Below are 20,103 nucleotides of genomic sequence, written 5' to 3' on the forward strand. Positions count from 1 at the left end.
ATCCACGCATGGCGTGGATATACGGTTCACTCCACCCCGGCGATGTACCTGGCGCTGTCGTACTTACGCAGCGCCAGGCGCATCGCCGGTGCGGACGGGTCGGTCTCCAACTCCGACCGACCCTGATCGCGGCCGCACCCCCGCAGGCGCTGGCCGCCATCCACACACGTGCCGCACTCAAGCGGCTTCGGACACCTTCACTTCACGACGGGCGCGCACGGCAGCAGCCAAGCGCTCCAGCACCTGCACGGTGGTGTCCCAATCAATGCAGCCATCGGTGATGCTCTGGCCGTAGACCAGCGGCTGGCCTTCCACCAGCTCCTGGCGGCCACCGACCAGATGGCTTTCCACCATCACGCCCACGATGCGCTGTTCGCCGTCTTCCAGCTGGGTGGCGATGTCCTCGATCACTTTCGGCTGGTTTTCGGGGTTCTTGAGGCTGTTGGCGTGGCTGGCATCGATCATCAGGCGCGTCGGCAGCTTGGCCTTGGCCAGTGCCTGGCAGGCCTCGCCGACGCTGGCTGCGTCGTAGTTCGGCTGCTTGCCGCCACGCAGGATCACATGGCAATCCGGGTTGCCGGTGGTCGACACGATGGCGGTGCCGCCCTGCTTGGTGACCGACAGGAAGTGATGCGGGTTCGATGCTGCGCCCACGGCATCGGCGGCAATCTTCACGTTGCCGTCGGTGCCGTTCTTGAAGCCGACCGGGCAGGACAAGCCCGAAGCGAGTTCGCGATGCACCTGGCTTTCAGTGGTGCGCGCACCGATGGCGCCCCAGGCAACCAGATCAGCGATGTACTGCGGCGAGATCACATCGAGGAACTCGACGCCGGCCGGCAGGCCCAGCTTGTTGATATCACGCAGCAGGCCGCGGGCAATGCGCAGGCCCTTGTCGATCTTGAAGCTGCCATCCAGGTCCGGATCGTTGATCAGGCCCTTCCAGCCCACCGTGGTGCGCGGCTTTTCGAAGTACACGCGCATGACGATTTCCAGTTCGCCGGCCAGCGCATCGCGCAGGGGCTTCAGGCGCTGGGCGTATTCGATGGCCGCGTGCGGGTCGTGGATCGAGCACGGGCCCACCACCACCGCCAAGCGGTCGTCACGGCCATGCAGGATCTCGTGCAGGGCCGCGCGCGAGGCGCTGACGGTGTCGGAGGCTTCATCGTCGCAGGGAAGCATCGCCAGCAGCTGGGCGGGCGGTGTCAGCGGTTCGATGGTGCGGATACGCAGGTCGTCGGTGTGCGGGGGCATTGCGGGGGTTCTCCGGAACGTTGGGGGTCCCCAGCGTGGCGACATGAAAAAAGCCGCCAGGTTCGCTGGCGGCTTTCGGGAATGCGTCTGAAGGTTTCTTCAGGGTGAACGCAGTCCTTCCTCCGCCTGGGGCTTCGGAAAGTAATACCAATAAAAGTTGGCGTGGACGGCGTTCATGGGGTGTATTGATAGCACAGCTTTTGCGCAGTGCAAAATGTTTCATCGGCAACTGCGGGAGCTGTTCAGGCAGCTCAGTCCACGCCGATGCGCAGCGCTGCCGCAGCGATGGCGTGGCAGCCGCAGGCAAGGCGATGCCCTTCCAGCACGATGGGCTTGCCTCCCATGAGGCGCGCCGGGTCGCCTTCAACAAATGGGAAGGTGCCCCCATGCAACGGGCAGGTGGCGTGATCCCCCACCACAGCGATGGGATGGCCATTGCCCCTGTGCGTGCCGTCGCACTGGCAGTCCACCACTTCGCCACCGCTGCTGGTGGCGTCACCCAGACAGACAGGCGATTTCATTTCAGGTCAACTCGTATAGGGTGCTGTGCTGGTCCAGACCCGCTGGAATCTGGGTGCATCATCGGGCTCAAGCCTCCGCCAGGAAGATCAGCGTGAATATGCCGATCAGAGACCACGGGCCAAGAATCAGAACCAGCTGAAGCGTGAACCAGAATGACCTCCTGCCACGTTGCCACGGCTTCTGTTTGATGGCGTACAACCACATCAGGATGGTGGACGCTATTGTTCCCACGCCGACCACCCACATGACAACGCCAGCAACGGCGAGCGCCTCCATTCCACTAAGCCTGAGCGAGCGGAACCAGAACAGCGCCGCGTACACGGTACAAAGGAAAACTCCGGACATGAACAATCCAAACCGGTACCAAGCGGATACGTCACTGCGGGATTCTGCTTCTTTCATGGCATTCGATTATTGATTTCTGATATGGCGATGGACTGATACAGATCACACCGGTACCGAGTAGCAAACGAGCTAATTTCAGGTAAACGGCTATGCGCAAGGCGCTTGGAGCTGCAGGGTGACCGTGCACACGCGCTACGGGGTCGACGAGCACTGCCTATGGCAGCTTCGAAATCTCAACATTGGTCAGCTGCCCCCACCTGGCACCCGCCACATGAAGGGATCAGCCGTTCGATGCTGGGCATCGTTACGCGCCTTTTCCCCGTCACTGGGCGGCCGCACCATCTGGATCGTCGCGCTGCCATCCGCACCGGCGTAGACCACGGCACTTACGCCGGCTTCGTGGTAGCTGGCAATGGCGCCCAGGCCGATCTGCACCACAGGGCTGGTAATGCCCACGTTGCCGATGCGGCGGCCGATGTCGTAACCCTCGTCCACGTTGTTCAATTCCAGGCCATGCCCGTCTGTGTTCAAGGAATGCAGGGCCGCATTCAAGGCAATACCCAGTGCGGTACCGTCGTGGCTGTCGTGGAAAACACGCACGGGGGCATGACCTTCGGGCAACGTTGCCAGCGCCTGTTTCCAGCCCTCGGCCAGCGCCAGGGCCTGCAGGGCAGGCTTCAGCGGCTTGCCCTCGGCATCGTGCAGCACCACCTTGATCGGCCGATGCAGATGCCCCAGTCGCGGCATGCGGTCGAACTCGTCGATCTGATGCTGCGGCCAGCGCACTGGCAGCCAGGGCGTCTGCGTGAAGTTGCCGGGGCCGACGTTGTTGGTGTGCTTCCAGAGTTCGGGAAGGGTTGCCTGCCACTCTTCGGTGGGGAGGGTGCCGGGGAACCAGGGATCCTGAACGCCACGTGCACGTTGCCGGGCCTCGTACTCCTCCCCGACGCGCCGCTCGGCCTCGAAGTAGTGGAACCACAACTTACTCAGATCAAATCGCGTGTCCTGGTTGTTCTCGCGATAGGTGGGCGCATAGGGGCGCAGATAGCGGTCCACCCGATCGCTGCGCGCGAGGGTGAGTACTGCGGTGGTGTCGATGACTGAGGGGACGTAGTAGCCGTCGGCGAGCCCCGGGGTGCCGCGCACCCGATAGCGGCTGCGCATGGCCTCTCCGTCACGAGTGGCAAGCACGGTTACTGGTGGTTCTGGATGGTCTCCCATGAAGGCGTAGACATCCTCGATCATCGACTGCGCATGGGTTGTGTTGACATCTTTCTGCCACAGGAACAACGTCACTCCCAGCGATCCGCCGTTTCGTCCTGAACTGATCAACCCTGCCGCTCGGATGTTCTCTCGTTCTCCGACATTCGGCGGTTCCACGGCAAAGCTGGGAATCGGCCAGTAAGCAACCGCATCGCTGACTGCGTACTTGAACGCTGCACCCATTCTTATCGCAGCGCTGTCTCGGCGCCATTGCTCCGAGTCAGTGTAGTCATGCGGGTCCTGCGAATAGATGGACGCAAAGTCGTCGTACTTTTCTTGAATCTTTGACCACGCTTCGCACTGAAAGCGTTCGCCAGGCGTAATTCCGAGCCCGCGGATCTCCAGCGACCACGTTGGATCATCTTGATCAACCACGTCTAGTCCAGCGACCGGCACTGCGCCCGGCAGCGCCTCCAGCGATGATCTGTTGGCCGCTGCATTGAACGCCCAATGCCCGCCAAACGCCAATGCCACCAAGGCGCTGAGAGCTGCCCCACCCAGAAGAACTGCTTTAGCCATATACCCCATCTCTTTCGTGGTCATCGCAGCACCTGTGTCATCTGTGAGCGCCAAAGCCAACAACAATGCCCCCCATGAAATGCTCAGCAGGCAAGCGGACCAGACGTAGGGTTTCGCGCTTGGTCGCGCATCGTAAAAATTCAACATGCTCAGCCGCCTTCCGGAATATGGCCATCGACCAGGGAGGGCAGCTTCTTAAGATTCACCAAGGAGGCAGGGGGGAACTCACCAGTCAGGTAGTACTTTCCCGATGCCTGCACCAACTTTTGTACTAGCGGGTCCAGCGCAGTCCACTTCGGGTTGTCTTTCATCTTCTCCGCCATCTCTTCCGTCATCCGCCAATCTGCCATCAACGTCAGCAGCTCCCGCCACTGCGGATCGTCCAGGCTGTGCCCTTGCCCGATCGCCACATCCATTGCGGTCACCCAGCGATGGTTCTCCGGATCACGCAGCACGCCAGAGTGGTAGCTGTTCTCGTCCAGCACCTCGTCGGAGCGACTCATCCAGTCCCCTATCTCGTTGGGTGTCATCTCGCGCTCTTTGCCCTTCCCCCAACCGGCGGAGCGCACGGCATGCGTCTTATCGCCGTCCTCTTTTCCCTCGTTGAACCGATCCTTTGCAGCCTTGTCGCTGAGCTTGTGCAACGCTTTCGGCAGCGGCAGGAAAGGGAAATCCGCATCCGACTTGCCCAATGCAAGCTGGGTGCTGACGGCATCTGGCCTGTCCATGCCCGAAGTGGTGGGCGTCCCCTTGACGGCTTCCCCGCCGAACATCTGCGGCGCATGTGGCGGCACCAACGCCTCGCCATTGATGAGCACCTGGCTGCCCTCGGTCATGGCAATGGCAGCAGCCACCGTGCCCAGGCTTACACCGCCCGCGTAGCGTGGTTCGCCTTTCGCGCGAAGCGCGTGGTAAGTCGGCGCATCGCCAATCATCACGGGTTTGCCATGCCGATGGCGCTTGGTCCACATACGTTGCTTGAAGCCGATCTTCGTCAGTCGGGTCATGCCGGGGCGGCCGCCATCGACAAGATCAGGCACGCCCAGCGTGCCGATACCCGATACATCGGCCAGCCCTACCGTGGTGTCATCGGGGCTGAAGTACAGGTACACCTTGCCGCGGTTGTCGCGCTCGGGGAATACAACGGTGGATCCACTCTTGCCGAGCCGCTGCCCTTGACCGGAACTCCAGCGTGGACCCGCGCGACCATACGATTTCGGTTGTCCGGCCGCGAGATCGTCCAATGAAGGCAATACATAGGGTGTCTTCGTCATCCGCTCGACAATGCGCTGCAGCGTGTGCAGTGTGTCTCCCCCGAGCCGCGTCCTCTCGGCAATGAGCGAGTAAGGGCTAGCCACCATGATCGCGCAGTCGGCGCAACGCTCGCCACGGTCGATCAGCAAGGCCTGCGACAGCAAGGTAATCAGCGTGCCTTGGCTGTGGCCCATGATGGTGATAGTTTCGGACGGGTAGATGCTGCGTATCGTGGTAATCAGCACTGCCAACCGCTCGGCGGCCAGCACGAAGTAGCGCCGGTGCGGGCCAATACCCATGAACTTGGTATTGTCGAATGTCGCATTGGCAGCATGCCGCTTGATGCTGTCGTAGCCCTTGCCATACATCTCCGGCAGGTTGTTGGTAGCGTTGGCAAAGAATCCACCCGGCTTGCCGAAGTGGCGATCAAGACGATTGCCATTCTTGTCCTGGTACTGGGTGCGTACCTTGGCGGGATCACCGTTCTCATCCCGCAGGATCTCGTTCTTTGCGGCACGGTAGCCCCAGTAGAACGGGATCAGCACGCTCTTGGCGTGTGCGTCATTTCGCTTGTAGAGATTGGTGTCTGGGTCATCAAGGGTCTCGGCATCTTCCTTGCTCCGCGTCCTGCGATCCTTGCTCTTCGCCACCCAGAACCGTTCGCCGTACCGCCCCGGCTTCAGATCCTGCCGGTCCAGCCGCTCATTCAGCCCTTGGCACAGTCCAGTCTCCACCGAGGCATAAGATGCACCCGGGTCGTTCACCCCGTGCAGAAAGATCACCACGCCCGGCCGTGCGCGCGGGATGGCCACGTTCTTGGGCTGGGTTGCATTGGGCAGCAACCGGGTGGCGAGATTGTCCGTTACGATGCGCTCAGCCATCGGTTTCTCCTTGGGCATCTTCGATCTTCTGTCGCGCCTGTATCTGCACGCGCTGCATGCCATCACGCTGCACGGCTTCGCCCAGCCCTTCGGCATCGGCAGTGCCCTGCACGGTATCTCCATCGTCAAGCGACAGCGTGTGCTGCACGCCTGCGGCAACGGCCTGCAGATCGCCTTCGTAGTGGAAGCGCAGCTGCCGGCTGGCCGGGTCGCGTGCAAATGCCGCCGTGTCTGCGCTTTCGGTCTTCGCGCCCAACCAGTCATGGCGCGCGGCATGCACCACGGCAGCACCTTCGGTGCCCAGCTCGATGCCGCCGCCAAGCTTGAGATAGCTGCCATCTTCGGCCACCAGACGGATACGGGGTGCTGAGATCACCACCTCGCCCTCGCCCGCCGCCAGCAGCAGGTTGTTTTCCGCATGCGCCTGCAGATCGGCCTGCTGCGCCTGCAAAATCACGTTGCCGTGGTTGGCGATCACCTGCAGGTGCTCATCCTGCGCATAGAGGGAAAGCCCACCACCCGCCATCAGCCGGGTGTGGCCGCCGCTGCTGCTCTGTACATCGTCGGTTGCCACCACATCATGGTTGCGGCCGGCATACTGCAGTTGGGAAGCAGGGGTGGCACTGACCAGCCCGCCTTCCGCCGCCACGGCCACCAGCGGTGCACCTTCCCTTGGCGCGTTCGCATCGGGCCATTCGCGCAGCGCGCGCACAAGTTCCGCCATGCCTTCGTCCTCGCAGGCTGAGGCACCGCGCGCGGCGGCCGCCTCACCCAGGCCCCGGAAGAGCTGGGTGCAGTCGTCCAGGAGTGCCAGCAGTTCCTGCCGGTCCAACTGCTCGCCCGACGCCATCTGGCGCGCATAGGTGCTGAGCAGCACCCCGTGCGCAGCGCGCAGGGCCAGTGCGGCATCGGTCCGCAGTTCGGCACCCTCGCCGCGCGGCTGGGCGTGTCCGTCCCTGCGAGGCGTGCTCAAGTGGCCCAGGTTGAGTTCGCTGGCAAATGGACTGGCGGCCAGGCGCGTGCGGACTTCACCTGACGTGTTGTCCATCAACAGCTCGCCGTAGCCTTCGCCGCCATGCTCGCGCGACTGCATGCCTGCCAGCGCACGGTTGCCGGGCAGGCCGTGCTGGCCACTGAACCTCGGCGGTGCCTGGCGTCCGTTATGCAGCGCGCCCACCACCACGGGGCGATCAATATCTCCGTGCAGGAAGGCGACCAGCACTTCCTGGCCGACGCGCGGCAGAAACTGGTACCCGAAGCCATCCCCAGCCCCGGGCCAGGACACACGCACCCAGGTCGAGGAGCGTTCGCTGGCCTCCGGCGTATCGGACGGGTGCTGGTCAGATTCCTGCCAGTGGAAACGGATGCGGATGCGCCCGAGTTCATCGGTATGAACCTCCTCGCCCACAGGGCCGACCACGGTGGCGGTCTGCATGCCATGGACGGTGGGCCGGTCGAACAGATCGGCATAGCGGGGTACCAGCGGTACGCCTGCGGCCACGGCGGTGAACCGCAGATGGTCGCCGTAACCGGCGGCCAGGTGTTCTCCGGCGATGGCCTCATCAACCGCAGGCGAACACAGCGCCGCCTCCAGCAGGTTGTTACGCAGTTCGATGTGCGTGGACGTAGTGATGAAGGCGGAAGGCTGCCGTGCCGTATCCGCACTGGCGGATGGATCTTCGAGCACGAAGCTGCTGGCGATGGGAAGGTCGCTGGGCGGTCCCTCGCCATGGAACGTGGCGGCTTTCATCTCTTCGGCCTGCATGCGAAGGCGGGCGTACGCGCCCAGCTCGCGGTCGTGGTCGGCGTAGTACGGTGCAAGTGCCTGGTAATCGCTCAGGGAGCGGCCGGCCTGATGGCTCCCACTGCCCTGCTCCACAACGGTTTCATCGCGGCCACGCAGCGCGCAGGCGGGGCGATAGTCGTGGCTGGCCAGTGCGACGCTGTGCGTGGTGAGCTGGCTGACCCGTTGCCACTGGCTGATCCACTGCTGGCGGCCCGTTGCTGCAGCGCCCGCCGCAAGCAGCTGCAGCGACCGGGGCGGCTCGTCTGGCAGGCTACCGGCATCGGTCAGGACCATGTGATGGCCAAGGCTTTCGTCGCCGCCATCGAACCTGAAGAAGTACGTGATGCCCTCTTCGGCGAGCAAGCGGTCGATGAAATGCTGGTCACTTTCGTTGAACTGCACGCAGTAGGACCGCGGGCTGTAGTGCCGGTCGAGTAACGTGCGGTAGGAGAAACAGGCCCCGATGACGGGATTTCGGGCCATGTGCTCGTCAAGGATGGCAGCGACGATCTCTGGCACGGTCCGGTCCTGGAACACCCGGCAGGTGCGGCGGCGATCCAGCATTGACAGGGCCGACTCCACCGTCAGCTCGACCGTCGAATAATGCCCGCTGCCGCCGCCCGCAACGATGCCTGACACCACGCCACACAGCCAGCGCCGCTGCTGGCCACCGGTGTCGATGCCGAACGCCACGATGCGTCCTTTCAGCGCATCGGTGTCAGCGGCGGCATCGTTGCCCCGGCAAAGGACATCCAGCCGGAAAGGTTCATTCAATGCGTCACGGTAGCGGAGCGCATGCGGCCAGAGTGCAGGTGCCGGGGCCCGCCCAGGCCAGCGGATATCGATCCGGCGGCTTCGGGAATCCACGGGCACGGGCCCGGTCAGCAGGCGTCCTTTCATGCATCACGTCCTTGGGAATGCGTCAATCAGCAGCGCCACACTCTGCCCGGCAGCGCACTACGAATGGTTGCATTCTTGAGGGACGTGGCCGGTTGCGACTCGACCAAGGTCAAAAGCGATTCTCAATGTCGCAATTGGACCGAGACTGTCTACGTGTCCATTGGCGACACACATCAAGGCTCCTGCAAGTGCAGGACAGACAGGGCCAATTGCGACGCGGCGGGAGCGCGAGCGCTTGTCAGCAACAGACAGGAAGCGATGCCTATCGGCTATGGATTTCCACATCCAGCAACAGGCCCTCGTGGATGTCCACCCAGCGCTCCACCACGCGGTCCAGTTCCTTCTGGGCCTCGTCCAGCTGCTCGGGGTTGAGCAGGGAGCGGGCCGTGTAGAGATCGGAGACGAGCTGTCGCAGGGTCGATTCCAGGATGGCGACCGACGGCCCTTCCAGCCCCGGCAACTGCAGCGCCGGGCTTTCGCCAAGGGTTCCGTACAGCGTGACCTGGAGCTTGCTCTGCATGATCGACTTCCCTGCGGGTGGACATGGGCCACTTACCTGTTTACCGCGTATTGGTGACAGGCGCATGTGCCGCTCCGCTTTTGCGACGACAGACGATTGCCTCCGTACTCGGCTTGTCGCTATTGAACCGCCGCTCGATGCGCGGCGTGATGCACCAGCGACTTCGCGCCTGCGAAGTTCAACCGCAGAAAAATACGGGTGAAACAGCGGATTTCATGGCCTCCGGCGTATGCAATACTGCGGCGCGCTTTGATGGCTGTCGCGGATGCCCTTGGTGCTGCGCGCAGGCATGTGCACAAGATGGATTGCCACCGAAAAAGGGTGGCCGGGTCGGCAAAGCCCGTAGAGGTGTTGTAAACGCTTGCCAGCCGGCGTCGCCTTGTGCGGCGCCGGCTGGCAATCCGTCCGCGTTCCATGGCGGGCGGTGCGTGGGGGTGCTTGCGCCCGCCGGTATCAACATCTCCCGGTCTTTGCCGCCACGTACCGTCCGCCACCTATTCCGGTGGCGCTGCCGTCTTCATCTGTACGGAGCACATGCCATGAATGCAAAGCACGTCCCTTTCCCGGGCCGCAACCACGACGATCCGACCAGCACCAACGCCGACGACGCCGCGCTTGATCCCCACAGTTTCATCGCAAGCCTGCAACGCATCGGCGCGGGTGCCGGCAGCGATGGCCATCCCTGGCCCGAGCCCAATCTGGCGATCGGCCGGCGCATCCAGTTGTCCGATGGCGATTGCGCGCTTGCCGGGCTGCGTATCGTGCATGAGGTGCTGCTGGCCGCCGAGCGCAGCCGCCAGAACGGCGGACCGGAACATGATGTCGGCCCGCGCGTGATGGAAGGCCTGATGATGGCCTGCCTGGAACTGGGTACGCACGTGGCCGAGCGGGTGCGGCCGCGGTAGTCAGGCAGTGGCGGATGACTGGGGAGACGCCGGGCATGGCCCGGCGCTACCTGGCTGCGTGGGGGGGTTCATCCACGCGTGGCGTGGATCTACTCGTGGGTCGCCAGATCGTGCAGGTGCTGCTGCATGGCGTCCACGGCGCCTATCGTGTTGGTGGTGGTGAAGTACTCATGCCAGCCTGTGGCGCTGATGCCGGCGATCAGTGCGTCGGCGTCGGCGCGGCTGGCGCACTGCCAGACGGCGTAGAACTGATCAGCGCTGCCATGCGGCACATCGCGGGCGACGCGGCCCATTGCCAACGGCGTGATGCACGCTGCGTCGAACTGCTGCATGCCGGCGCCGATACGGGCGAAGAAGGCGTTGCGTTGCTCGGGCGGGAGTGCAGCCCAGGCGTGAGTTGCGGTGTAGTGCTCGATGAGGATGTGGGGCATTGGGGCCTTCCTTGGGTTGGTGGTGTTGGATCGTCCGCCGGGCATGGCCCGGCGCTACCGAAGGGAGCGTTGGGCGCGCTTGCGGATGTACGCGTTTGCTGCGCTGTTGTGTTCGCGCTGCCAGCGCGCGCAGAGGTTGCGCACCCACTCGGGTTGTGTCTTGCTGGCATCGTTGAGCCAGTTGCCCACCGCGTCCTGCACGTAGCGCTCGGGGTCGTTGGCCAGGGCGTCCAGCAGCGGCAGTGCGTGGTGCGGTTGTTGCTTGAAGAGGGCGATGTGGCTGGCCCATACGCCGCGCGGGCGCAGTGCTTCGCAGGCGAAGCGGCGCAGGTAGGGCGAGGCTTCGTCCGCCCACGGCAGCAGCAGTTGCAGCGCCTGCTGTGGCGCCGCCACGAGATCGGTACGCACCGCCAGCCACGCCCATTCGCGTACGCCGAAGTGCGCGTCATCGGCCAGTGGCTGCATCGCCTGCAGTTTCCCGGCCAGCGCCAGCGTGGCATCACTGCCGATGAGGTAGCAGGCCCAACCGCGTACGGTGTCCGAGGGATGCGACTGCCAGCGCGCGGGGTCACCCTGCCCTGCTTCGTGCAGCAGCGTGGCGGCCAGGGCCATGCGTTGGGTGATGCCCTTGCTGGCGGCATCGCGCATGCGCTGCACGGCGGCGTCTGGCAGCGCCGCAACCGTGTGCAGCAGCGTTGCGAAATCCACGGCAAGACATTCGGCCAGATGCGTGCTGGCCGCCCCGCCGATATCCAGTTCGTGCCTCCGCGCGGCGCTAAAGGCAGCGCTCATGGCGTGGCCTCGCGCCCACTGTCGGTGTGCAGCCAGACCTTGCCCAGCAGCTGCGAAAGCTGCGCCTGTTCGGTGGCATCCAGGCCATTGAACAACCCGCCGATCCACTGCGTGTGCTGGTTGAACAGCTCCTCGGCCAGGCGCTTGCCGCGTGCGGTCAGCACGATCTGCAGGCGGCGCCCGTCTTCGGCATCGTGCCTGCGTTGCAGCAGGCCCTCGCGCTGCAGCCCGTCCAGCAGGCCACTGATGGTGGCGCGGGTGACGCCTGCGCGCTCGGCCAGCTCGTGCGGGGGGAGCGTGCCACCGGCGCCCTGCAGCAGGAACAGCACGATGAAGCGGCCTTCGCTGAGGCCATGCGGTACGAGACGGGTTGCGCAGTCGCGGTCGATGGCGGTGGACAGGGAAAGCAGCTGGAAGCACAGGCGCAGCTGGTCCAGGTTGGCGTGGCCGCGGCGGGTTGCCTCGTCGATGAGGGCGGTGTGTTTTGCTTCCAGCATTGCAGCCACCGATGTGATTAGGCGGCTAATCATAATTTGGGTAGACGCTGATTCCAAGCGGGTGGTGCGTCATCCACGCATGGCGTGGATCTACCGTGATGCGTCGTGCGGTTCGTCCACGCGGTGTGCCGAACGCACCCATAAAAAAAACCCCGCCTTCCGGCGGGGTTTTTCATTACGTCGGGAACGCGTGGACTTAGAAGTCCATGCCGCCCATGCCACCCATGCCGCCCATGCCACCCGCGCCACCCATGGCCGGCTCGTCCTTCTTCGGAGCTTCGGCAACCATGGCTTCGGTGGTGATCATCAGGCCAGCGATCGAGGCAGCGTTCTGCAGCGCCGAACGGGTCACCTTGGTCGGGTCCAGGATGCCGAACTGCAGCATGTCGCCGAACTCGCCGGTGGCGGCGTTGTAGCCGAAGCTGCCGGTGCCTTCCTTGACCTTATTGATGATGACCGACGGTTCTTCACCGGCGTTGGCCACGATTTCGCGCAGCGGGGCTTCCATCGCACGCAGGGCGATCTGGATGCCGTGGTTCTGGTCTTCGTTGGCGCCCTTCAGGCCAGCCAGCGAGGTGACCGCACGGACCAGGGCAACGCCGCCGCCCGGGACCACGCCTTCTTCAACGGCTGCACGGGTAGCGTGCAGGGCGTCGTCGACGCGATCCTTCTTTTCCTTCATTTCGATTTCGGTCGACGCACCGACCTTGATCACGGCAACGCCGCCGGCCAGCTTGGCAACGCGTTCCTGCAGCTTCTCGCGGTCGTAATCCGAGGAGGTGTCCTGGATCTGGGTCTTGATCTGGCCGACGCGAGCGTCCACGGCAGCCTTGTCACCCACGCCATCGATGATGGTGGTGTTTTCCTTGGAAACCTGCACCTTCTTGGCGCGGCCCAGGTCCTTGATGGTGGCCTTTTCCAGCGACAGGCCAACTTCTTCGGAGATCACGGTGCCGCCGGTCAGCACGGCCATGTCTTCCAGCATCGCCTTGCGACGGTCGCCGAAGCCCGGAGCCTTGACGGCCACGACCTTGACGATGCCACGGATGGTGTTGACCACCAGGGTAGCCAGCGCTTCGCCTTCGACTTCTTCGGCAACGATCAGCAGCGGCTTGCCGGCCTTGGCGACGCCTTCCAGCACCGGCAGCAGGTCGCGGACGTTGGAGATCTTCTTGTCGTGCAGCAGGATGAACGGGTCATCCAGGTCAGCGGTCTGCGACTGCTGGTTGTTGATGAAGTACGGGGACAGGTAGCCGCGGTCGAACTGCATGCCCTTGACCACGTCCAGCTCGTTGTCCAGGCCCGAGCCTTCCTCAACGGTGATCACGCCTTCCTTGCCGACTTCCTTCATCGCGTCAGCGATGATCTGGCCGATCGACTCGTCCGAGTTGGCCGAGATGGTACCGACCTGGGCAATGGCCTTGTCGTCGGCGGTCGGCTTGGAGATGTTCTTCAGCTCGGCAACGGCGGCCACGACGGCCTTGTCGATACCACGCTTCAGGTCCATCGGGTTCATGCCGGCGGCCACAGCCTTGGCGCCTTCGCGGATCAGGGCCTGGGCCAGCACGGTGGCGGTGGTGGTGCCGTCGCCAGCGTCGTCGTTGGTGCGCGAAGCAACTTCCTTCACCATCTGCGCGCCCATGTTCTCGAACTTGTCAGCCAGTTCGATTTCCTTGGCGACGGAGACGCCGTCCTTGGTGATGGTCGGAGCGCCGAAGCTCTTTTCCAGCACGACGTTGCGGCCCTTCGGGCCCAGGGTGGCCTTGACGGCATTGGCGAGAACGTTGACGCCGCGCACCATGCGCGAACGGGCGTCTTCACCGAAACGAATATCCTTGGCAGCCATTGCGATTACCTCGATGTTTGCGCCGGGCCAGGCCCGGCGACGAAAAGGGATGTCTTACAGGAAAGCAGGTCGCGCCGAGGCTCAGCCGATGATGGCGAGCACGTCGTCTTCGCGCAGGACCTTGTACTCGACGCCTTCGCTCTTGTACGAGCTGCCGGCGTACTGGCCGTAGATGACCTTGTCGCCAACCTTCAGCGACGGGGCGCGCACGGTGCCGTTGTCCAGGGCCTTGCCCGGGCCGACGGCGACGACTTCACCCTTGGTGGACTTTTCCTTGGCCGAATCCGGAATGACGATGCCACCGGCGGAGATTTCGTCGGCTTCGATCGGCTTGACCACAACGCGGTCGTGCAGCGGCTTGATGCTCATGAGAGACCTCTTAAGTTATTGATTGGTCTGAAAAAGTCTGGCGATGTTAGCACTCACCCCAGGTGACTGCCAGCATTGCTCGTGAAAAAGCCCGACAGGTCGGGAGCAGGACAGAGATGGAGCTGCCCCCGGGCCTTTCAAGCCCCGTGGCGGAAAATTTTTCGACCGTGCGCTGCGGCGACAGACAGACGGGAGCCAGGGCCGGTTCCCGCAATTTTGGTGAACTGCGTCGCAGTGTCAGATATCTGGCGTTCAGTTACGACAAAGTGTCACGCGTTCGGCCTTAGGCTCGCCCGGCATTCCCAATCACAAGGAGTAGTCGATGCGATTGCTGTCCCCGCTCGCCGCCGCCTGCCTGCTGGCGCTGGCCGCCGCGCCGGCCCAGGCCGAGGTCTTCATCAACGAACTGCACTACGACGACAGCACCCCGGCCGGTGACGTCGGCGAAGCCATCGAAGTGGTCGCCACCGCGGGCGAGGACCTGTCCGGCTACCGCCTGTACCTGTACAACGGCGCCAACGCCTCGGCTGCCGTGGTGTACGACAACAAGCCGGTGCCGGCCGGCACCGCCGCCGGTTGCGGCAGCGCCACCCTCGCGGTGGTTACCTACCCGACCAACGGCCTCCAGAACGGCCCCAACGACGGCATCGCCCTGGTCGACGCCAGCGGCAAGGTGGTCCAGTTCCTCAGCTACGAAGGCGCGATCACCGCCTCCGGTGGCCCCGCCGCCGGCATGACCAGCCAGAACATCCCGGTTGCCGAAACCAACAGCACCGCCCCGGGCACCTCGCTGCAGCTGACCGGCAGCGGCAGCCAGTACGCCCACTTCACCTGGGCCGAATCGGCCGGTGAGACCTTCGGCCGCTGCAACAACAACCAGACCTTCAGCGGCGGTGGCGGCACCCCGGGCGGCCCGAACACCCCGCCGTCGGTGACCACCACCACCCCGGCGCAGGGCAGCAGCACCTTCCCGGCCGCGGCCGATCTGGAAGTGGTGTTCAGCGAGACGGTAACCCTGGCCAGCGGCGCCTTCGCCCTGAGCTGCGGCAAATCGGGCAGCGTGCCGCTGACCTGGCCGGGCAGCGGCAAGACCGTGAAGCTGTCGACCAACACCGCCCTGGTGGCCGGTGAGGCCTGCCGCTTCGACATCCGCGCCGCGCGCATCACCGACAACCAGGGCGCGCACCCGGCCGCTGACAGCCGCATCGCCTTCACCGTGGCCAGCACCACCGGCAACCCGGACCCGGGCAATCCGGACCCCGGCAATCCCGGCAACCCGGGCACCCCGGAGGGCTACTACTCCAAGGTGAACACCTCCAGCCCGAGCCAGCTGCGCTGCTCGCTGCACGAGACCATCAAGGGGCACACCGCCTACCCGTACAGCGGCTCGGGCACCAGCACCTGGACCATCCTGGAAATTGCCGACGAAGACCCGAACAACAGCGGCAAGATCCTCGATGCCTATCGCAACCACAGCTACACCAAGGTGAGCAGCCGTGCGGGCACGGGCAGCGGCCTGACCTACAACCGCGAGCACACCTGGCCGAACTCGCTGGGCTTTGCCAGCACCACCGGCGACAAGGGCCTGCCGTACGCCCCGTACACCGACACCCACATGCTGTACCTGACCGATGCGCAGTGGAATGCCGACCGTGGCAACAAGCCGTTCGGCAAGTGCGATGCCAACTGCGGCGAGCGCGCCACCGAGGCCAACAACGGCCAGGGCGGCGGCAGCGGCGGTTACCCGGGCAATTCCAACTGGGTGCGTACCCCCGACGGCAACACCGGCACCTTCGAGGTGTGGGGCAAGCGCAAGGGCGACATGGCGCGTGCGGTGATGTACATGGCCATCCGCTATGAGGGCGGCAAGGATGCGGCCACCGGCCAGTCCGAACCGGACCTGGAACTGACCGACGACCGCAGCAAGATCGTCAAGACCAGCAGCTCGCCGGCCTACATGGGCCTGCTGTCGACCCTGATCGACTGGCACCTGTCCGACCCGCCGGATGCCGCCGAACGTGCGCGAAATGACGTGATCTACTCGTTCCAGGGCAACCGCAACCCGTTCATCGACCACCCCGAGTGGGCGACCCCCGCCCTGTTCACCTCGGCAAAGCCGACCAGCTGCCAGCTGGCCAACTGACCGCGCAACGCAGCGGTCCATGCCGCCGCCGGGTCCTGACCCGGCGGCGGCCCTATACTCGGCGGTCATGTCGACCGTCGATCCCGTCCTCCTGCTGTTGACCACCTGCCCGGACCGGGCCAGTGCCGAGCGCATCGCGCACGCGCTGGTCAGCGAGCGCCTGGCGGCGTGTGTCACCCGCCTGGATGGCGCACAGTCGACCTACCGCTGGCAGGGCGACGTCATCACCGACGCCGAACTGCAGTTGCTGGTGAAGACCACGGCGAGCCGCGTCGATGATGCAATCGCCCGCATCGTCGAACTGCATCCGTATGAACTCCCGGAGTGCATCGCGGTCGAAACCCGGGCCGGCCTGCCGGCGTATCTGGACTGGATCCGGGCACAGACCCGGGAGGACACCGATTGATGAAGTTGTTTGCTCGTGGCGCCGCACTGTGCGCCCTGCTCTGGCTGTCCCTGCCGGCCTTCGCGCTGGATGAGAAGGACCTGCTGCCGGTCGACCAGGCGTTCGCGCTGACCGCCAGTGCGCCCGAACGTGGCCAGATCCAACTGCAGTTCAAGATCGCCCCCGGCTATTACCTGTATCGCCACCGCACCAGCGTCAAGGCCGATCCGGCCTTCAATGCCGGTGCCCTGCAGATGCCGGCCGGCAACAAGCACCACGACGATTTCTTCGGCGAGGTGGAGACCTACCGCGAGCGCCTGCAGGCCACCCTGCCCGGCGCACCGACCGATGCGGCCGGCACCATCAGCCTGGAAGTGCGCTACCAGGGCTGCGCCGATGCCGGCGTGTGCTACCCGCCGCAGAAGCGCATCGTGCAGGTGGCCCTGCCCGGCGCCGGCGGCAAGGCTGCGCTGCCCACCGCACGTGCCACCGGCGTGAGCCCGTTCAACAACCCGCTGGCCGGTAGCGGCGGTGGCCTGCGCCTGCCGGGCGCCAGCAACACCCAGGCCCTGCCGCTGCCGTCGGAACAGGCATTCGGCTTCGATGCCATCGCCAGCGACGGCAACACCCTGCTGCTGCGCTTCACCCCCGCGCCGGGCTATTACCTGTACCGCGACCGCACCTCGCTGAAGCTGGAAGGCAGCACCGGCGTGCTGGCCGACAAGCCGCGCTGGCCGGCCGCGCAGTCGCACCGCGATGAGCACTTCGGTGATGTCTCGGTGTACTTCAACCAGGTGGAAGTGCCGCTGCCGTTGCGCCGCACCCGCACCGAAGCCGTGGACAGCACCCTGGTGGTGACCTTCCAGGGCTGCCAGACCGATGGCATCTGCTACCCGCCGATGACCCGCCGGGTGAAGCTGTCGATTCCGGCCGGCACGCTGACCGCCGCCGGCAACGGCACGGCCACTGCGGCGCCTGCCACGGCCAGCGACAGCCCGCGCGAGGAGGCCGATGGCACGCCGCGGCGCCTGCTGCCGACCGTGCCCAACGATGCCACCGGCGCTGCCGTTGACAGCGCCGCGGGCGGTGATGCGTTCACCGCCGATGCGCAGCAGGACAATGCCAAGCGCACCAAGCCGCCGGGCAGCGTGCCGAAGACCGACAGTTCCCTGCTGTGGGTGCTGCTGCTGGCCCTGGGCGGTGGCCTGGTCCTGAACCTGATGCCCTGCGTGCTGCCGATCCTGTCGCTGAAGGTGCTGAGCCTGGCGCAGAGCGGTGAGAGCGCCGAGCGCGCCCGCAGCCATGCCATGTGGTACACGCTGGGCGTGCTGGTGGCCTTCGCGGTGATCGGCGCGTTGATGGTGGGCCTGCGCATGCTCGGCAACGCAGTGGGCATCGGCTTCCAGCTGCAGCACCCGGGCGTGGTGGCGGCGCTGGCCTACATCATGTTCGCCGTCGGCCTCAGCCTGTCCGGCGTGTTCACCATGGGCGGCGGCATCGGCAACCTGGGCCAGTCACTGGCCCGCCGCAGTGGCCCGGCCGGCGATTTCTTCACCGGCGTGCTGGCCTGCGTGGTCGGCAGCGCCTGCGTGGGTCCGTTCTTCGGCCCGGCCGTGGCCTACGCCTTCGTGGCACCGCCGATCGCGGCGATGCTGGTGTTCCTGTTCCTCGGCCTGGGCCTGGCCCTGCCGTTCCTGCTGATCGGCTTCGTGCCGGCCCTGGCCCGCCGCCTGCCCAAGCCCGGCCCGTGGATGGAAACGCTGAAGCACGTGCTGGCCTTCCCGATGTATGCCGCCGCGCTGTGGCTGCTGTGGGTGCTGGGCAAGCAGCGCGGCGTGGACGGCATGGCGCTGGCCCTGGGTGGCCTGCTGCTGCTGACCGCCGGCCTGTGGCTGTTCGAGACCAGCCGCTGGCGCAGCAAGCGTGGCGCCAGCCTGCTGGGCGTACTGCTGGCCCTGGCCGCGCTCGCCCCGGTGTGGGGCGTGACCCAGCTGGCCCCGCCGGCGCGCGCCGCCCAGGCCGCCAGCGACAACGTGGTGGAGTATTCGCCGCAGATGCTGGACCGCCTGCGTGCGGACAACCGCGTGGTGTTCGTGAACATGACCGCCGACTGGTGCGTGAGCTGCAAGGCCAACGAACGCGCGGTGCTGTCACGCCCGGAGTTCAAGGAACTGCTCAAGCGCACCAACGCGGTGTACATGCGCGGCGACTACACCAACGTGGACCCGCAGATCACCGCATTCCTGGATGAGCACAAGGCCGTGGGCGTGCCGCTGTACGTGGTGTACGGCCCGGGCGCACCGCCGACCGTGCTGCCGACGCTGCTGACCCAGGCCCTGGTGGAAGAAGCGCTGCTGCGCACCGCCCGATGAACTGGCAACGGCCCGCACTGCTGTGGACAGCGGTGCTGGCCGCCGGCCTTGGCCTGTGGGCCGGGCATCGGTTGACGCCAGCGCCGGCGCCGGCGGCTTCGACGCCCGCTGATGTGAAGTCTCCGATGCCTGTCCTTCGCGCCGGCGATGCGTTGCCGGCACTGGTACTGCCCGGCGTGGACGGGCAAGCACTGGATATCCGCCAGCGTTTCCGCGGGCGACCGCTGCTGGTGAATGTCTGGGCCAGCTGGTGCGGGCCCTGCATCGAGGAAATGCCCGAGCTGGCCCGCTTCGCCGACGCGCAGGGCACGCACGGCGTGCAGGTGCTGGGCCTGGCACTGGATACGCCGGAGGGCGTGGCTGATTTCCTGCAGCGGGTGCCGGTGGGGTACCCGATCGTGCTGGACACCCCGGGCCCACGCGATGCCAGCGTGCAGCTGGGCAATGCGCAGGGGCTGCTGCCGTACAGCGTGCTGTTTGATGCGCAGGGGCGGATGGTGAAGGCCAAGCTGGGGCCGTTCGAGCACGGTGAGATTGCAGGCTGGGTGGAGTGAGGGTGTTTTGCAGGGCTTGCAGCCCTGCACCTGCTCAATGCAACGGCAACGTCAAAAGCCGAAGCGGGCTTTCCGTGGGATGGCGGGGCGGTGTGGGCTTGCAGGACACGCCGTAAACCCATCCATGGGGGCTCGTAGGCGCCATCCATGGCGCCTGCGGTCCTGCAAGCCCACACCGCCCCACCTCTGACAGATTCCTGCGCCTGTTGGTGGGTGCCGACCGTTGGTCGGCACTTCTGTCAGATATCGATGTCCGACCCCGTGCCGACCAACGGTCGGCACCCACCAAAGCAAAACGTCGTTCCGACAGATCGCGGGAAACTGTCGAAGGCGGGGTGGGTCCGGTTGAGGGGGTGTGAGCGGCATGGATGCCGCGACCAAGCCCCCATGGACGGGTTTACGGCGTCCCCCTCAACCGGACCCACCCCGCCAACCCACGGAAAGCCAGCTTTTGACGTTGACGTTGCTGTGACTTGAAGCGGGTGCAGGGCTGCAAGCCCTGCAATAAAACCCTCCTTGACCGCAGCCCGTCCGCGCCCGGAGAATTACGGATTAATTCTCATTTGCT

The 20,103-nt window shown here is 65.2% G+C and carries 17 protein-coding genes; 5 read left to right on the top strand and 12 right to left on the bottom strand.

The genetic code is table 11. From position 1 onward, the window contains the following. Positions 1-177 precede the first annotated feature (177 nt). From C1927_RS18870 to C1927_RS18900, 7 genes are all read right to left on the bottom strand, one after another. Positions 178-1,251 (bottom strand): 3-deoxy-7-phosphoheptulonate synthase, encoded by a 1,074-nt coding sequence (locus tag C1927_RS18870; RefSeq protein WP_108747472.1) that lies wholly within the window; start codon positions 1,249-1,251, stop codon positions 178-180. 251 nt (positions 1,252-1,502) lie between these two features. Further along, positions 1,503-1,772: a PAAR domain-containing protein gene (locus C1927_RS21850; protein WP_108747473.1), complete on the bottom strand. Its 270-nt coding sequence runs from the start codon at positions 1,770-1,772 to the stop codon at positions 1,503-1,505. A 67-nt stretch (positions 1,773-1,839) separates the two neighbouring features. After that, complete coding sequence (locus C1927_RS18880) at positions 1,840-2,175, bottom strand: hypothetical protein (protein WP_108747474.1); 336 nt, start codon at positions 2,173-2,175, stop codon at positions 1,840-1,842. A gap of 186 nt (positions 2,176-2,361) precedes the next feature. After that, on the bottom strand, positions 2,362-4,047 hold the full coding sequence (locus C1927_RS18885) for a DUF2875 family protein (protein ID WP_108747475.1): 1,686 nt from the start codon (positions 4,045-4,047) through the stop codon (positions 2,362-2,364). Positions 4,048-4,049: 2 nt separating this feature from the next. Next, the gene (locus C1927_RS18890) at positions 4,050-6,035 is read right to left on the bottom strand and encodes a DUF3274 domain-containing protein (protein ID WP_108747476.1); all 1,986 of its coding nucleotides are present in this window, start codon (positions 6,033-6,035) and stop codon (positions 4,050-4,052) included. Further along, positions 6,028-8,721, bottom strand: a complete 2,694-nt coding sequence (tssI, locus tag C1927_RS18895; RefSeq protein ID WP_108747477.1) for a type VI secretion system Vgr family protein — start codon at positions 8,719-8,721, stop codon at positions 6,028-6,030. Before tssI ends, C1927_RS18890 begins: the two co-directional genes overlap by 8 nt. 262 nt (positions 8,722-8,983) lie before the next feature. Beyond that, positions 8,984-9,241: a hypothetical protein gene (locus C1927_RS18900; RefSeq protein WP_108747478.1), complete on the bottom strand. Its 258-nt coding sequence runs from the start codon at positions 9,239-9,241 to the stop codon at positions 8,984-8,986. 539 nt (positions 9,242-9,780) lie between these two features. Between C1927_RS18900 and C1927_RS18905 the strand changes: the two genes are divergently transcribed. Beyond that, positions 9,781-10,146 (top strand): hypothetical protein, encoded by a 366-nt coding sequence (locus tag C1927_RS18905; RefSeq protein WP_079223684.1) that lies wholly within the window; start codon positions 9,781-9,783, stop codon positions 10,144-10,146. A gap of 89 nt (positions 10,147-10,235) precedes the next feature. Here the strand turns inward: C1927_RS18905 and C1927_RS18910 are convergent, their stop codons facing one another. The 5 genes from C1927_RS18910 to C1927_RS18930 all read right to left on the bottom strand — a co-directional run bounded on the left by C1927_RS18910 (position 10,236) and on the right by C1927_RS18930 (position 14,081). Next, a complete protein-coding gene (locus C1927_RS18910) occupies positions 10,236-10,577 on the bottom strand; it encodes a DUF6616 family protein (RefSeq protein ID WP_079223685.1) in 342 nt (113 codons plus the stop codon). 54 nt (positions 10,578-10,631) lie between these two features. Then, positions 10,632-11,369: a DNA alkylation repair protein gene (locus C1927_RS18915; RefSeq protein WP_108747479.1), complete on the bottom strand. Its 738-nt coding sequence runs from the start codon at positions 11,367-11,369 to the stop codon at positions 10,632-10,634. After that, positions 11,366-11,866, bottom strand: a complete 501-nt coding sequence (locus C1927_RS18920; protein WP_079223698.1) for a MarR family transcriptional regulator — start codon at positions 11,864-11,866, stop codon at positions 11,366-11,368. The genes C1927_RS18915 and C1927_RS18920 overlap by 4 nt, the downstream gene beginning before the upstream one ends. A gap of 196 nt (positions 11,867-12,062) precedes the next feature. Next, on the bottom strand, positions 12,063-13,712 hold the full coding sequence (gene groL, locus C1927_RS18925) for a chaperonin GroEL (protein WP_006473018.1): 1,650 nt from the start codon (positions 13,710-13,712) through the stop codon (positions 12,063-12,065). 81 nt (positions 13,713-13,793) lie between these two features. Continuing rightward, positions 13,794-14,081: a co-chaperone GroES gene (locus C1927_RS18930; RefSeq protein WP_079223700.1), complete on the bottom strand. Its 288-nt coding sequence runs from the start codon at positions 14,079-14,081 to the stop codon at positions 13,794-13,796. A 322-nt stretch (positions 14,082-14,403) separates the two neighbouring features. Between C1927_RS18930 and C1927_RS18935 the strand changes: the two genes are divergently transcribed. From C1927_RS18935 to C1927_RS18950, 4 genes are all read left to right on the top strand, one after another. Further along, the gene (locus C1927_RS18935) at positions 14,404-16,224 is read left to right on the top strand and encodes an endonuclease (protein WP_108747480.1); all 1,821 of its coding nucleotides are present in this window, start codon (positions 14,404-14,406) and stop codon (positions 16,222-16,224) included. Positions 16,225-16,291: 67 nt separating this feature from the next. Then, positions 16,292-16,630: a divalent-cation tolerance protein CutA gene (gene cutA / locus C1927_RS18940; RefSeq protein ID WP_108747481.1), complete on the top strand. Its 339-nt coding sequence runs from the start codon at positions 16,292-16,294 to the stop codon at positions 16,628-16,630. After that, a complete protein-coding gene (locus tag C1927_RS18945; RefSeq protein ID WP_108747482.1) occupies positions 16,627-18,981 on the top strand; it encodes a protein-disulfide reductase DsbD domain-containing protein in 2,355 nt (784 codons plus the stop codon). Before cutA ends, C1927_RS18945 begins: the two co-directional genes overlap by 4 nt. After that, positions 18,978-19,535, top strand: coding sequence for a TlpA disulfide reductase family protein (locus C1927_RS18950; protein ID WP_079223708.1), 558 nt, complete (start codon positions 18,978-18,980; stop codon positions 19,533-19,535). The genes C1927_RS18945 and C1927_RS18950 overlap by 4 nt, the downstream gene beginning before the upstream one ends. Positions 19,536-20,103: the final 568 nt, after the last annotated feature.

It is taken from the genome of Stenotrophomonas sp. ZAC14D1_NAIMI4_1 (genome assembly GCF_003086775.1).
In the GTDB taxonomy this organism is placed as follows: domain Bacteria; phylum Pseudomonadota; class Gammaproteobacteria; order Xanthomonadales; family Xanthomonadaceae; genus Stenotrophomonas.

What these genes read in the sequence shown, in the direction of transcription:
- C1927_RS18870 (WP_108747472.1), bottom strand. Translation starts at nt 1,251, where the DNA reads ATGCCCCCGCACACCGACGACCTGCGTATCCGCACCATCGAACCGCTG.
- C1927_RS21850 (WP_108747473.1), bottom strand. Translation starts at nt 1,772, where the DNA reads ATGAAATCGCCTGTCTGTCTGGGTGACGCCACCAGCAGCGGTGGCGAA.
- C1927_RS18880 (WP_108747474.1), bottom strand. Translation starts at nt 2,175, where the DNA reads ATGAAAGAAGCAGAATCCCGCAGTGACGTATCCGCTTGGTACCGGTTT.
- C1927_RS18885 (WP_108747475.1), bottom strand. Translation starts at nt 4,047, where the DNA reads ATGTTGAATTTTTACGATGCGCGACCAAGCGCGAAACCCTACGTCTGG.
- C1927_RS18890 (WP_108747476.1), bottom strand. Translation starts at nt 6,035, where the DNA reads ATGGCTGAGCGCATCGTAACGGACAATCTCGCCACCCGGTTGCTGCCC.
- tssI (WP_108747477.1), bottom strand. Translation starts at nt 8,721, where the DNA reads ATGAAAGGACGCCTGCTGACCGGGCCCGTGCCCGTGGATTCCCGAAGC.
- C1927_RS18900 (WP_108747478.1), bottom strand. Translation starts at nt 9,241, where the DNA reads ATGCAGAGCAAGCTCCAGGTCACGCTGTACGGAACCCTTGGCGAAAGC.
- C1927_RS18905 (WP_079223684.1), top strand. Translation starts at nt 9,781, where the DNA reads ATGAATGCAAAGCACGTCCCTTTCCCGGGCCGCAACCACGACGATCCG.
- C1927_RS18910 (WP_079223685.1), bottom strand. Translation starts at nt 10,577, where the DNA reads ATGCCCCACATCCTCATCGAGCACTACACCGCAACTCACGCCTGGGCT.
- C1927_RS18915 (WP_108747479.1), bottom strand. Translation starts at nt 11,369, where the DNA reads ATGAGCGCTGCCTTTAGCGCCGCGCGGAGGCACGAACTGGATATCGGC.
- C1927_RS18920 (WP_079223698.1), bottom strand. Translation starts at nt 11,866, where the DNA reads ATGCTGGAAGCAAAACACACCGCCCTCATCGACGAGGCAACCCGCCGC.
- groL (WP_006473018.1), bottom strand. Translation starts at nt 13,712, where the DNA reads ATGGCTGCCAAGGATATTCGTTTCGGTGAAGACGCCCGTTCGCGCATG.
- C1927_RS18930 (WP_079223700.1), bottom strand. Translation starts at nt 14,081, where the DNA reads ATGAGCATCAAGCCGCTGCACGACCGCGTTGTGGTCAAGCCGATCGAA.
- C1927_RS18935 (WP_108747480.1), top strand. Translation starts at nt 14,404, where the DNA reads ATGCGATTGCTGTCCCCGCTCGCCGCCGCCTGCCTGCTGGCGCTGGCC.
- cutA (WP_108747481.1), top strand. Translation starts at nt 16,292, where the DNA reads ATGTCGACCGTCGATCCCGTCCTCCTGCTGTTGACCACCTGCCCGGAC.
- C1927_RS18950 (WP_079223708.1), top strand. Translation starts at nt 18,978, where the DNA reads ATGAACTGGCAACGGCCCGCACTGCTGTGGACAGCGGTGCTGGCCGCC.